The 12,457-nt window shown below is 52.9% G+C and carries 14 protein-coding genes; 10 read left to right on the top strand and 4 right to left on the bottom strand.

The annotated features are described in order from the left end of the window. Window positions 1-5: 5 nt before the first annotated feature. From C7T94_RS11470 to C7T94_RS11435, 8 genes are all read left to right on the top strand, one after another. Complete coding sequence (locus C7T94_RS11470) at window positions 6-488, top strand: GAF domain-containing protein (RefSeq protein WP_107215466.1); 483 nt, start codon at window positions 6-8, stop codon at window positions 486-488. Beyond that, window positions 478-1,095 carry a DNA-3-methyladenine glycosylase gene (locus C7T94_RS11465; RefSeq protein ID WP_107215465.1) on the top strand — a complete coding sequence of 206 codons (618 nt, stop codon included), beginning with the start codon at window positions 478-480 and terminating at the stop codon, window positions 1,093-1,095. The genes C7T94_RS11470 and C7T94_RS11465 overlap by 11 nt, the downstream gene beginning before the upstream one ends. Before the next feature lie 82 nt (window positions 1,096-1,177). Continuing rightward, a complete protein-coding gene (locus C7T94_RS11460) occupies window positions 1,178-1,669 on the top strand; it encodes a pyridoxamine 5'-phosphate oxidase family protein (protein ID WP_107216079.1) in 492 nt (163 codons plus the stop codon). A 30-nt stretch (window positions 1,670-1,699) separates the two neighbouring features. After that, the gene (locus C7T94_RS11455) at window positions 1,700-2,461 is read left to right on the top strand and encodes a phytanoyl-CoA dioxygenase family protein (protein WP_107215464.1); all 762 of its coding nucleotides are present in this window, start codon (window positions 1,700-1,702) and stop codon (window positions 2,459-2,461) included. Then, complete coding sequence (locus tag C7T94_RS11450) at window positions 2,451-2,828, top strand: VOC family protein (RefSeq protein ID WP_107215463.1); 378 nt, start codon at window positions 2,451-2,453, stop codon at window positions 2,826-2,828. Before C7T94_RS11455 ends, C7T94_RS11450 begins: the two co-directional genes overlap by 11 nt. Window positions 2,829-2,886: 58 nt before the next feature. Beyond that, window positions 2,887-4,179, top strand: a complete 1,293-nt coding sequence (gene kynU, locus C7T94_RS11445; RefSeq protein ID WP_107215462.1) for a kynureninase — start codon at window positions 2,887-2,889, stop codon at window positions 4,177-4,179. Window positions 4,180-4,221: 42 nt separating this feature from the next. Then, a complete protein-coding gene (locus tag C7T94_RS11440; RefSeq protein ID WP_107215461.1) occupies window positions 4,222-5,088 on the top strand; it encodes a bestrophin family protein in 867 nt (288 codons plus the stop codon). Next, window positions 5,081-5,983: a histone deacetylase family protein gene (locus C7T94_RS11435; protein WP_107215460.1), complete on the top strand. Its 903-nt coding sequence runs from the start codon at window positions 5,081-5,083 to the stop codon at window positions 5,981-5,983. Before C7T94_RS11440 ends, C7T94_RS11435 begins: the two co-directional genes overlap by 8 nt. Here C7T94_RS11435 and xerD read toward each other — a convergent pair whose 3' ends face one another. Continuing rightward, window positions 5,984-6,883, bottom strand: a complete 900-nt coding sequence (gene xerD / locus C7T94_RS11430) for a site-specific tyrosine recombinase XerD (RefSeq protein WP_107215459.1) — start codon at window positions 6,881-6,883, stop codon at window positions 5,984-5,986. A gap of 41 nt (window positions 6,884-6,924) precedes the next feature. Here xerD and aroQ point away from each other — a divergent pair, with 41 nt between their 5' ends. Further along, window positions 6,925-7,344, top strand: coding sequence for a type II 3-dehydroquinate dehydratase (aroQ, locus tag C7T94_RS11425; protein ID WP_107215458.1), 420 nt, complete (start codon window positions 6,925-6,927; stop codon window positions 7,342-7,344). A gap of 118 nt (window positions 7,345-7,462) precedes the next feature. Continuing rightward, window positions 7,463-8,269, top strand: a complete 807-nt coding sequence (locus C7T94_RS11420) for a penicillin-binding transpeptidase domain-containing protein (RefSeq protein WP_107215457.1) — start codon at window positions 7,463-7,465, stop codon at window positions 8,267-8,269. A 170-nt stretch (window positions 8,270-8,439) separates the two neighbouring features. Here the strand turns inward: C7T94_RS11420 and C7T94_RS11415 are convergent, their stop codons facing one another. From C7T94_RS11415 to C7T94_RS11405, 3 genes are read right to left on the bottom strand one after another with little or no spacing between them, the layout of a single operon-like run. After that, a complete protein-coding gene (locus tag C7T94_RS11415) occupies window positions 8,440-9,579 on the bottom strand; it encodes a cytochrome-c peroxidase (protein WP_107215456.1) in 1,140 nt (379 codons plus the stop codon). 3 nt (window positions 9,580-9,582) lie between these two features. Next, window positions 9,583-11,118 carry a DUF6850 family outer membrane beta-barrel protein gene (locus tag C7T94_RS11410; protein ID WP_107215455.1) on the bottom strand — a complete coding sequence of 512 codons (1,536 nt, stop codon included), beginning with the start codon at window positions 11,116-11,118 and terminating at the stop codon, window positions 9,583-9,585. A 2-nt stretch (window positions 11,119-11,120) separates the two neighbouring features. Then, window positions 11,121-12,455, bottom strand: a complete 1,335-nt coding sequence (locus tag C7T94_RS11405; RefSeq protein ID WP_107215454.1) for a DUF4876 domain-containing protein — start codon at window positions 12,453-12,455, stop codon at window positions 11,121-11,123. Window positions 12,456-12,457 lie beyond the last annotated feature (2 nt).

The following is a 12,457-nucleotide window of genomic DNA, read 5'->3' as shown; positions in this document are numbered from 1 at the left end:
CAGACATGGCTGAAGACCTGATTATAGAACGCAATGCCGGCAAAGCCGGGCAATATGAGTCGCTGCTTCCGCAGCTGCAGGCTTTACTTCCGGGCGAGACCGACCCGGTCGCAAACATGGGCAACTTGTGTGCTGCGCTGAAAGAGCAATTTGGCTGGCTTTGGGTTGGGTTTTACCTGGTAAAAGGCGATGAGCTGGTGCTTGGCCCGTTCCAGGGACCCGTAGCCTGCACCCGCATCCGCAAAGGAAAAGGTGTCTGCGGTACCGCCTGGGCAGAAGCGCGGACGCTGATCGTTCCCGACGTGGAAGCATTTCCCGGGCATATTGCCTGCAGTTCGCTGTCACGCTCAGAAATTGTGCTACCACTGGTGTCTGAAGGACAGGTCGTTGGTGTGCTTGATGTCGACAGCGTTGATTTGAATAGCTTTGACAGCACAGATGAGAAATACCTTACCAAAGCTTTAACCCTGCTGAATTATGCCGGATAACCGGAAGCTCCCCGCCGATTTTTATCTGAATAATAACGTCATCAAATTGGCTGTAAGTCTTTTGGGAAAAGTGCTTTATACAAAAATTAATGAACAGATAACCGCCGGGATCATCGTAGAGACAGAGGCTTATAACGGTGTTACAGACAAAGCATCGCATGCCTATGGCGGCCGACGCACAAACCGTACAGAAATCATGTACGGGGCAGGCGGCGTTTCATACGTCTATCTTTGTTACGGCATGCACTGTTTGTTCAATGTGGTCACCTCGGGGCCGGGCGAACCTCATGCGGTGCTTGTGCGCGGCATTGAGCCGCTTGAAGGGCTGGAGCTGATGATGGGCAGGCGAAAAGCACTGGTGCACAAGCCGAACCTGACAGCGGGTCCAGGTTCGGCAGCAAAAGCCCTGGGAATTGACCGCCTGCTAAACGGTCAGGACCTGACAGGCGACCACATCTGGATAGAGGATCACGGCATTCGGTATGCCGAAAACCAAATCGTTTCAGGGCCCAGAATAGGAGTAGACTATGCAGGCGAAGATGCGCTGCTTCCCTGGCGATTTTATGTTCGGGGCAATCCCTATGTCAGCAAGCCTAACAAGGGTTGATTGTCGCATTTCAGAAACCTTTCGATTCAATTGTTGTTTCTTGGAAGTAAACCGGAGCAGGTCCGGAAAAATCAAAAAAAACATGAAAAACGAAAAGAATATTGCCATTCTGAAAGAGAAAGCAGAAGCCGTGCGCATCTGCATGTTTACGACCCTGTCAAAAGACGAAGATGAGCTCTCAAGCCGCCCAATGGCTACTGCGAAAATTGAGGAAAATGGCAGCATCTGGTTCTTCACCAACGAATACTCCCTGAAATCTGAAGAAATATCGCGCGAGAACGAAGTGCTGCTGGCTTACAGCAATCCCTCAGACAACACGTATATCGCCGTAAAGGGTAAAGCCGAACTGGTGGACGATGATGTGCGAAAAGCAGAATATTTTAATCCGTTTGTCAAAGCGTGGTTCCCGGACGGTCTGGAAGACCCCCGTTTAACCCTGATTAAGGTCACACCTTCGGCTGCTGAGTACTGGGACAGCAGCTCATCAAAAATGGTGGTATTGTTCAACATGCTGAAGGCAGTGGTTACCGGGAAACAGCCTGATATGGGCGACCACGATACCATTAAATTTTAACAGTACACGCGAAAACGGTATCTTGACGTGATGCAGGCAGAATCAGCTATTTGCGCAGCACTCGATCAACACGGCTTCGCATTGTTACCGGGCATTTTTGATAAGGCGGAAGTCAGGCCGCTGACCTCGCTCATTGACGGACTGGAACCGGAGGGCGAAAAGTTCAGACGACGTGCCGGTGTGTTTGCCATCAGGCAGTTTCTGGAGGCCGCGCCCGCCGTATTTCCCCTGATCTTTAACCGGCGGCTTGCCCACCGGCTCGGGCGGATCATCCCGGGTTTCAGTTTGGTACGGTCGGTGTTTTTTGATAAACCTGAAGGCTCAAACTGGTTTGTACCGCCGCACCAGGATCTTACCATCCAGCTGACCGGGAAGGTGCCCTCAGCCAGTTTTACAAACTGGACCGTGAAAGACGGCCGTTTTGCCGCCCAACCTCCGGTTCGAGTACTCGAAGGCATGCTGACCGTACGCGTTCACCTCGATAACACTGACGAAAGCAACGGCGCCCTTCAGGTGCGGCCCTGCTCACACCGGCTGGGGATCATTGAGACAGAACGGGTATCGCTCGCCGGAAGAGATTATGTTACCTGTACGGCAAACGCCGGCGATGTACTACTGATGAAGCCGCTGCTGTTGCACCGGTCGTTAAGAAGTGACGCTGCAGCGAGGCGGCGGGTCATTCACCTGGAATTTTCGGCAGATTCGCTGCCAGATGGCGCGCGCTGGTCAGAACGTCAGGAATTACCAGGAACGCCAATTGTATCATTAAACAATCAATTATATGACTTCTAACATCCCCGAAGGGCACCATCAGGTGCTTCCTTACCTGATCCTGGCAGAGGCAGGTAAGTTCTATCATTTTATGCAGCAGGTCTTTGGCGCCACCGAGCGTTCCAGGGTGCTGCGAGAAGACGAAAACACCGTCATGCACGGCGAGTTGCAGGTAGGCGACACGGTTATCATGTATGCCAACGCCACGGCCGACTGGCCACCGCAGCCGGCAGGTCTTTTTATTTATGTTGATGATGCAGATGCAGCCTTTCAGCGTGCACGCGATGCCGGTGGCGAAAGCATCATGGAACCACAGGACCAATCGTATGGCCGGAGTGGCGGCATCAGGGATCCGTTCGGGAACACCTGGTGGATCACGACGCCCTAACTGAAAAATCAACGTATGCGCTTCAATGGCGGCGATCTTTTTGCTAATATTGAAGCGCATGAATTTTGAAAACACACTGGCATTTGCCAAGGCCCTGGACCAGGCCGATGAGCTTGCCGCTTTCCGGCATGAATTTTTATTTCCGCAGCAGAACGGGAAGACCATGCGTTACTTCTGCGGTAATTCCCTCGGCCTTCAGCCGGTAACTGCCCGGGCGGCGCTCGATGCACAGCTGGCCAACTGGCAGCAGCATGCGGTAGAGGGGTGGTTTACAGGCCAGCAGCCCTGGATGTTTTACCACAAGGAACTGAAGCGGCTCATGGCTCCGGTTGTCGGCGCCACAGAGGCTGAAGTTTGCCCCATGAATACCCTGACCGTTAACCTGCACCTGCTGCTCGTTAGCTTTTACCGGCCCGATAGCCACCGTTTCAAGATATTAATGGAAGCGGGGGCTTTTCCCTCAGACCAGTATGCCATCGAGAGCCAGATACGTTTTCACGGTCTGGACCCTGCAGCATGCATTGTTGAAGTTTCCCCCCGCCCCGGCGAGCAGCTGCTGCGCACACAAGATATTCTCGATGCCATTCATGACCACCGCGGCGAACTTGCCCTGGTGTTGTTCGGTGGTATTAACTATTATACCGGGCAGCTGTATGACCTGGAAAAGATAGCGGGAGCGGCCCGTGGTGCCGGAGCGCGTGTTGGTTTCGATCTGGCCCATGCCGCCGGCAACGTTCCGCTGGCACTGCATGACTGGCAGGTTGATTTTGCCTGCTGGTGTTCATACAAATACCAGAACGCTGGCCCGGGCGGCATTGCGGGCATCTTCGTGCATGAACGGCATTTTGACGATCGCGATCTGAAAAGATTTGCAGGGTGGTGGGGTTACGAGGAAGAGCGGCGTTTCCTCATGCAGAAAGGCTTTGTTGCGGGGGCGGGCGCCGACGGCTGGCAGGTCAGCTGTACCCAGGTACTACCCATGAGCCTTTACCATGCGGCACTGCTGCAGTTTGAGCGCGCCGGTTTTATGGAGCCGCTGCGTCGAAAGAGCATGGAATTGACGGCCTACCTGTATTGGGTCATCGGCGAGGTGAACCGTGCCGCCGGTAGCATCCTCTTCGAGATCATTACCCCGGCTGCACCGGCCGAGCGCGGTGCGCAGCTGTCAATTGTTGCAAAAAACAAGGGCAAGGAAGTGTTTGATGCGCTTGTTGAGCGGCAGTTTCTGGGCGACTGGCGCGAGCCCGATGTGATCAGGCTTAGCCCGGTGCCGCTTTACAATTCCTTCGAGGATGTATACCTGCTTGGCGAAGCGCTCCATGACATCAGCAGCAAACTATTCGCTTCATAAATTCGTTATCAGTCGTTATACCAGGTTAACTGAACACGCTACATGATCAATTATAATCCTAAAGACTGGATCAGCTTTATTTTTCGCATACACCGTGCAGATACTTTTTACAAGCTCTGGCCGCTCATGGTCAGCGTTGCAGTCCTTTCTGGCGGGCTCGCCTTTCTGGAGCTGAATTTCCTGAAGCTCTCGGCCAGCGATACGGTCAGAAATGTGGCCATGATGCACAACCTGCTTGGTTTCGTGATTTCCATGCTGCTCGTTTTTCGAACCAACTCCTCTTATGACCGCTGGTGGGAAGGCCGCAAGCTGCTGGGCGGACTTACAAACGTAAGCCGGAATTTTGCCATGAAGATCAGAGCCATGAAGCTGGAAAGCAAGGAGAATGAATTTTTTGAGTATGCCATTCCGAAATATGCTTTCGCGCTTAAAGAGCATTTGCGAGAGAAAAAATACTTTGGTAAAAACAGCATCCTGATCGAAGTCGAAGAGGCAAAACACATTCCCAACCAGATCGCTGGCCGCATGATCAGCCGGGTGTTTGAACTTGCGGCGGCGGGCAAGATTCCGCAAGAGCAGCTGATCAGCTTAAACGCAGACCTGAACCAGTTTACAGACATCTGCGGGGGGTGTGAACGAATCAAAAACACACCGATACCTTTTTCATACAGTGTATTTATCAAGAAGTTCATCTTTGTGTACGTCATTACACTGCCCATTGGCTGGGTATTCAGTCTTGGGTATTGGGTGATCCCGATTGTGCCCTTCATCCTGTACGTGCTGGCGAGCCTGGAACTGATCGCCGAGGAGATCGAAGATCCCTTTGGGTACGACGCGAATGACCTGCCGGTCGATACGATCTGCAACAACATCGAACGGCATGTAGGGGAAATTCTCGGACATGCTTAAAATCGCCTACGACCCGATCTACGCGCACCCGCTTCCCGAAGGGCACCGTTTTCCCATGCTAAAATATGAGTTGATTCCCGGGCAGCTGCTCCATGAAGGCACCATTACTGAAGACAATCTTTTCAGTCCGCAGCCGGTTAACGAAGCCGACATCCTGCGTACACATGAAGCCGAGTACTGGGGAGCCCTGAAAACGCTGACCTTACCGCCGCCGGCCCAGCGACGCATCGGCTTTCCGCTGACCGCCGACCTGGTAGACCGTGAACTGCGCATTACGCAGGGCACGATAGATGCCTGCCGGTTCAGTATGGTGTATGGCATTGCGTTCAATGTAGCCGGTGGTACACACCATGCCGGCAGCAACTGGGGTGAAGGTTTTTGCCTGCTGAACGATCAGGCCATCGCTGCCAACCACCTGCTGCACACAGGCCAGGCAGGGCAGGTACTGATCATTGATCTTGATGTGCACCAGGGCAATGGGACAGCCGAGATCTTTACACATGAGCCACGGGTCTTTACGTTCTCCATGCACGGCGACAAAAACTTTCCCTTTAGAAAAGAACGTTCTGACCTGGATCTTCCCCTGGCCGATGGCACCGGCGACGATGTTTACCTGGAATTGCTGGGCCGGCACCTGCCAATGCTGTTTGACCAGGTGCAGCCCGATTTTGTCTTTTACCTGGCCGGTGCCGATGTGCTGGCAACCGATAAACTGGGGAAACTGGCACTGAGCAGGGAAGCCTGCCGCGAGCGCGACCGCATGGTGCTGCAGGCCTGCCTTGATAGAGGTGTTCCCGTGCAGGTAAGCATGGGAGGGGGTTATTCTGAAGACATTCGGCACATTGTAGAGGCACACTGCAACACCTATCGCCTTGCCGTGCAGCTCTTTGGCTGATCAGCTTCGCGGATGGTACTGTGTAACCACTTCACGCAGGTAGTTGCGGTCCAGATGTGTGTAAATTTCGGTCGTTGTGATGCTCGCATGGCCAAGCATTTCCTGAACGGCACGAAGGTCGGCGCCGCCTTCAACCAGGTGCGTAGCGAAAGAATGCCGGAAGGTATGCGGACTGATGGTCTTTTTGATTCCCGCCTTCAACGCCAGTCCTTTGACGAGGTTGAAAACGCTGATGCGCGAAATCCGTTTCCCGAACCTGTTTAAAAAAACGTAGTCTTCGTGGCCTTTTTGTACCGGCTGGTGTACCCGCACCTCACCGAGGTATATCGCCAGCATGTTCGCTGCTGCATTGCCCATGGGTACCAGACGCTCTTTATTGCCTTTTCCGGTTACCTTCAGAAAGCCGATTTCGGGGTGCAGGCCCGAGCGCTTAAGTTCGACCAGCTCAGTTACCCGGAGTCCGCAGCCGTACAAGACCTCGATCATGGCTTTGTTGCGCATGCCTTCAGGTTTCGACGCATCGATCGCGGCGATCATGCTGTTGATCTCATCGAGGTTCAGGGTGTCAGGCAGCTTGCGCGAAAGCCTGGGCCCCTCAAGCAAACCCGCAGGGTCCTGCTCAATCGCGTTCTCCAAAAGCAGGTAATGAAAAAAAGATTTAAGCCCGGAAACGATGCGTGCCTGTGTGCTGGCTTCCATGCCCATCTCGTACAGCATGACGAGCAGCCCCTGAAGATCTTCAGAGCCGATAGCGGCCGGTACGGGATCCTTTCCCTGCAGCTGCAGGTATGAGATCAGCTTCCCGACATCTTTGACATAGGCGGCGACAGAATTTGCGCTGAGTCCGCGCTCCAGCTGCAGGTACGACCGGAAGCCATAAAGGTGCTGTTTGAGCTGCACAAAAAATTTGAATAAATGATTTTAAGGCCTAAGTTTGGCGCATGAAGATACAAATAATAAACGGACCGAACCTGAACCTGCTTGGGGTGCGTGAACCCTCCGTTTACGGAAATATGGACTTTGACACGTACATCGCCACGCTTCGTGAACAGTTCCCGAATGTTCAGATCGACTATTACCAGAGTAACGTAGAAGGCGAGATCATCAACAAACTTCATGAAACAGGATTTTCTTACGATGGGATCGTGCTCAACGGAGCAGGGTTTACTCACACATCGGTAGCCATAGGCGATGCCATTGCCGCCATCAAAACTCCTGTAGTTGAGGTACATATCTCGAACATTTACGCCCGGGAAGAGTACCGGCATATGTCGCTCACCGGAAAATATTGTAAAGGGGTACTGACCGGCTTCGGACTGGACGGTTACCGCATGGCTGTAGACTGCCTGGTCAGGAAGTAGTGCCGTAACAAAACTGATAACTTTTTTAGGAATGCCGGCGCAAGCGCTACTTTTATGCAGAGCACGTTAATTTAGATATGGCGGTTGTGGCTTCTGGCTGCAGCCGCTTTTTTTCAATATGAAGACAGCTTATAAATCCCTCGCACAACGGCTCATCGGCATGTCATGTTCCCTGCTACCCTTGCCGCTGACGGCGCAGCACCTGTCGCTCCCGGATGGCATCGAGGGCAGCACAACGGTCTTCGACCTGAAGCACAAACAATGGCACTATACCGACGAGCGGGATGCCCTGCACGAATCCCTGCCCGCCTCAACCTTCAAAATACTCCATTCCTGCATTGCATTGGAAGAAGGTGCCGTTGCTGATGAACGCCAGGTGCTGAAGTGGGATGGTACCGTTAACAAGTTCCTTGGCGAACCGTTCGCCGCCTGGAATGCCGATACCGACATGGAGCAGGCGTACCGGAACTCAACCATCTGGTTTTATGCAGAGATGGCCCGACGAGTCGGCAGACCGGTCTACCGTCGGTATTTCAAAGCCAGTTCGTATGGCAATGGCGATCTGCGCGAAACAGGTACGGACTTCTGGAACTACGGAACGTTTGGGGTAACGCCGGTTGGCCAGATCAATTTTCTGCGAAAGCTCTATTCCCGGCAACTGCCGTTTTCAGAACGTACCTATGCGATCGTGCAGCGGATCATGCGTACTGAACACGACGGCGGGGTGTTTTACGAAAAAACGGGCTGGACCCGGCAGGATGGAAAAGATATAGGCTGGTATGTCGGTTTTGTCGAGCAGAAAGCCAACGTTTATTTTTTCGCCACGCGATTAACAAAAAAGGCCCTGACCGCGCATCCTGGTTTTGGCGCACTGCGCAAATCGGTTACCATTGCGGTATTGAAGAAACTAGCCGGGGAGAAATAATGTGTCGTATAGAGCAGTTCAGCCTGGGCCGTCGCCTTTGCGCCCATCATGGTCAGCCTGCTCAATCGTCATCCCGGCAAAGGCAACGGCCAAGGAAGACCAACATCCAGACTACGCTATCGCTAACGACAACCCTGAGTCAAAGTTCATCGCGCGGGGAGGAATAATCTCTACTTCGGCAACTTTTCCATTCTAACAACCACAGGGATCGAGTTCAAAGACCGCAGAAAAGCCACGATCGCTGTTTTTTCGCTGTTGCTAAGCCGCAATCCGCGCAGCAATTTGTCGTTTTTAGGCAGGAGGGGGTCGTTAACCTGCTCGGGCCGCACCCGCTGTACGGGCATGCCGATGTTATACATATTCATGACACCCTCCATATCAGGGAACAGGCCGTTATGAAACCAGGGGGCGGTACGCATCACATTACGCAGTCCGGGGGTTCTGAAGCGCCCTACGTCTTCGACATTTTTGGTCACCTCATAGCGGCCCAGGTCCTGGTATTTACGTCCATAATAGGTGAGGCCCAGGTTATGGAACTCGCGGTCGGTAAACATAGGGCCATTGTGACAGTTGATGCAGCGGGCCTTGGTGCGGAAGAGGTGCAATCCAACAACCTGTTCATCTGTCAGCGCATTTTTTGTACCCGTAATGAACCGGTCAAAATCAGTGCGCCGGCTCACGATGGTGCGCTGGAATGTCGCCAGACTTTCGAAGATCCGCTTATTCGTCACCTTAGCCGATCCGAAGGCAGCCTGAAAATACGGCTGATAACCTTTTATCTTTCCGATCTTTTTGGCCAGTTCCTTCACGTCCTGGTGCATCTCATTGTGTGCGGCAATGGGGCTTTCGGCCTGGTCCTCCAGCGCCGCTGCCCGGCCGTCCCAGAATAGCCGCTCCGCATACCATACATTTTCGAGCGAGGGTGCATTACGCTTGTTGGGCTGGTGGTCGTGACCTACCGAAACCTGCCGGCCATCGGTCCAGTTCAAATCGGGCGCGTGACAGCTGGAGCAGGAAATCTGGTTCGAACCCGAAAGGCGGGGATCAAAAAACAGGATCTTTCCCAATTCGACGATTTTTTGAACTGAATCATTCTTCAGATCCACGGGCGAGGGCAGGAGTGGCCCCAGTTCCTCGAACTTTGCACCGCTGTCTACATGCGGTTTAGGCCACCGGGCAGATGGTCCTGAGTAAAGTTTACGCAGGGAATCGACCGGAATGGGATCGTCTTCCTGGTATTCGCTGCCGCGGAAAGAAATGATGGCGAGAACACAAAATACAAGAGCCAACGCTGCTAAAACCCGTTTCATGCGCTAAAAATAAAGATTTATACTGATGTTGCTAAAAAAACGGTCAGATCCGGGATTGGTCATCGCGCCGGCAACATGTTTCAATTGTTTCCATTTGGTGAGGTAGGTTCCTGACCAGGCAAGCCCCGTACGCAAACCGGGTACCAGTCGGGCTGTAACCAGGCTGAGGTTGAAATCAAGGGCAGCAAACTCACTTGTATTGTAAGCAAAATCAGGATAAATTACACCCCGGCTGAAAACCGTCTCCTGGCTTGCCGGCACACTCAGGCGATTGTCTGAAGACCAGGAAAAGCGGCCCCCGGCATCAACCCGTACCTGATCGCCGCTGCTGAACCGGTTGAGAAAGCCTGCGCGTATACCGGGTTCGAACCGTGTAAAAGACACCTGATGTGCACTGATAATATCTTCGTGTGCGGTAGTGGAATAAGCAAGCGAAATCCCAAAATCGGGTTTGAAACTTGTCGCCCCCTTGTCAAACCGCAAGGTGTAAGCCGCTGCAGCACTGGTCTGGTCATAATAATAATTGGTCCCGCCCTTGGTCACATTAAAATCGCTCGCGGCCGTATTTGAAGCAGTTAGCTCAAGTTGTTGCGTGCTTTTGTCATTGTGGTAGGTGAAAAGCCCCTGAACGTCGAGCCTTGCGGTATTAAACCTGCCGATATCAGCCGTCGCGGTCGAACGCTCCAGACGGATCATGTTTGTTTCCCCGCGCTTTTCATAGCGGACAGAACTCATGATTTCCAATCGGTTTCCTGCATAAACATAACCTGCCTCCCCACCATATACCCGCACACGCCGGTGAAATTCCTGGTTGCCCTGGCGAATGGCGATCAGACCATAACCCTGAATCAGGTAGTTTATTCGGTCCGGGAACGCGGGGCTGAGCCGGTACTGAATACTCTTGAACGTGAGGATATTCTGCTCATCTCCGTACCCCCAGATGCCCCCGGCATACCAGGTGTGGCTTGCGTGCTGATACGTTACCTGCGGACGCAATTTCAAAGAAAAGGCATTGACCTCCGGCCGGGGATCGACGGACCGGGTCGAGGTTTTAAAATCGTAATCGATACCCGAACCGATATTCAGTTTGCCAGGTACGAGCGCATACAGCAGCATGCCAGACAGGCTATACGCCGTTCGCTGGAACGGTCCCGGCTTGATCGATCCGTAATAATACGGTTGCTCAACATCCTCTGTTCCTTTGGCGCTCCAGGCCAGGCTGTCCTGGTAATTCCGCGTCAGTTTAATCCGTCCCCAGGTCCGAAAACGTTTAAACGTATTGATTCCTTCAATGCCCAGACGCGCCTGCTGATCCATGAAAGGCTGCTGTGCTTTGCGGAACGAACCCCGGGTAAGTCCGTAACCCACTTCGATGGCTGCAGTCGAACTATCTTTAAAGCTGGCCAATCCGGCAAGGTTGCCGGTCTGGTAGCCGAATTGCCGGAGCGCGATGGGGTTCAGATACAGGCTGTCTGCCGGCCGTTGCGCAAAAGCGCCGGCAGACAGGACGAACAGTGTTATGAAAAAGAAAACTCTCAAGGCTATTTAAATGCGGTTTTCGACGGATCGGCCCGGTCCAGTTCTGTAAAGTCGTTTTTAGAGTTGTTGGTGTCCTGAAGAACGCGACGACCGGCAACCGTTCGCGCAGTTTTGCGAATCAGCGACTGCGATGAATACTGGCCTTTTGATACAAATGTAAACCCGGCATCAAGGCTGGCCTGAAGTCTTTGGGGAAACTGGTTGTCGGAAAGGGGCGGCTGTACCTCGACAGCGTCAAGGACAACTGAAACCGGAATCTGGACATACAGTTTGGTGGATGCCGTTACATTGGTAATGTCTGGCGCTGCAAACTTGCCAAAAGACGCCACGTCCTGCGGGGTCTTTACCAGGAAATACGAGTCCCGGCCTGTGGCATCAAAAATGAGGTCGCGGTCGCCTCTCAGGATCACCGTCAGATTGGGCACACTTGGGTTGTTTACATCCGAATTGAGCGGATTGACACCCGGCTGATCGCCTACATACACCTCGAAATCGGCCTTGCTCAGATCGACAGTAAGCTCAGGATCACGCACGGTGATCTGCGTCCCGGTCGATCCGATATACGCACCCTTGTGGTTCAACGCCGTAGCGGCAATAATGATACTGGACCCGGGTTGCACGGGGTGCTGTTTTCCGGTACCGGGAATCATAAACATTGAACTGGCATAAATGTAATCTGAATTGGCCCTGGCATTGTTCATGCCTACTGCCTTTGTCCAGTCAAACTGGCCGCTGGGCAGGATGTAAGGCTTGGTAAAATCAATGGCTGTTTTTTTCGTGGGAATGCCATGTGCCTGTCCGAAACAAAGGCTGTCTGCATACAGCACCTTATTCGAGTTGTTGTAGATTTCAACAAAGCAGTCGCGGAAAGAAGCGCCATCCCGGCCGTTCGAGCCAGCATAATAAATCTGTTTCATAACCCAGTCGCCAATGGTTCCGGTCTGCAGCTCCAGCACCAGGCTGTTTTGCAGATTGATCAGCGACTGCGCTTTTGCACTGGCGTTGTAAACGATATCCTGTGTGGTGCTGATGCCGGTGGCCTGCGTATATTCAGCTGCAGCAATGGTCAGGCTGGCCTGAATGTCGTACGCACCGGGCATCAGGTTGTCAATTTCCACCAATCCCGTCGCGTCGGCCTGTGCTGCAAAAGATTGCCCGTTGTCTATATTTTGTACCGTTACCTTTGTTTTAGCCACGTCAAATCCATACGCAACCGCATTCGACTCGACCTGTAATTTGACCGAGAGTTTTACGGGTTGTACATCACCTGAACGGTCTTTCTTGCAGGCAGCAAACACCGCGGTAAGCAAAAGCAGGAAGAATAGATTTTTTTTCATAA

Origin of the sequence: Pedobacter yulinensis (assembly GCF_003029735.1) — a bacterium.
In the GTDB taxonomy this organism is placed as follows: Bacteria; Bacteroidota; Bacteroidia; order Sphingobacteriales; family Sphingobacteriaceae; genus Pedobacter; species Pedobacter yulinensis.
Note: the sequence above shows the minus strand (reverse complement) of the source record. Positions and strands in the feature narration are given on the sequence as shown.

Bases quoted from the DNA above. Each gene is read 5' to 3' on its own strand.
- C7T94_RS11450 (WP_107215463.1), top strand. From the start codon at position 2,451: ATGACTTCTAACATCCCCGAAGGGCACCATCAGGTGCTTCCTTACCTG.
- kynU (WP_107215462.1), top strand. From the start codon at position 2,887: ATGAATTTTGAAAACACACTGGCATTTGCCAAGGCCCTGGACCAGGCC.
- C7T94_RS11435 (WP_107215460.1), top strand. From the start codon at position 5,081: ATGCTTAAAATCGCCTACGACCCGATCTACGCGCACCCGCTTCCCGAA.
- C7T94_RS11440 (WP_107215461.1), top strand. From the start codon at position 4,222: ATGATCAATTATAATCCTAAAGACTGGATCAGCTTTATTTTTCGCATA.
- aroQ (WP_107215458.1), top strand. From the start codon at position 6,925: ATGAAGATACAAATAATAAACGGACCGAACCTGAACCTGCTTGGGGTG.
- C7T94_RS11420 (WP_107215457.1), top strand. From the start codon at position 7,463: ATGAAGACAGCTTATAAATCCCTCGCACAACGGCTCATCGGCATGTCA.
- C7T94_RS11455 (WP_107215464.1), top strand. From the start codon at position 1,700: ATGCAGGCAGAATCAGCTATTTGCGCAGCACTCGATCAACACGGCTTC.
- C7T94_RS11470 (WP_107215466.1), top strand. From the start codon at position 6: ATGGCTGAAGACCTGATTATAGAACGCAATGCCGGCAAAGCCGGGCAA.
- C7T94_RS11405 (WP_107215454.1), bottom strand. From the start codon at position 12,455: ATGAAAAAAAATCTATTCTTCCTGCTTTTGCTTACCGCGGTGTTTGCT.
- C7T94_RS11465 (WP_107215465.1), top strand. From the start codon at position 478: ATGCCGGATAACCGGAAGCTCCCCGCCGATTTTTATCTGAATAATAAC.
- C7T94_RS11460 (WP_107216079.1), top strand. From the start codon at position 1,178: ATGAAAAACGAAAAGAATATTGCCATTCTGAAAGAGAAAGCAGAAGCC.
- C7T94_RS11415 (WP_107215456.1), bottom strand. From the start codon at position 9,579: ATGAAACGGGTTTTAGCAGCGTTGGCTCTTGTATTTTGTGTTCTCGCC.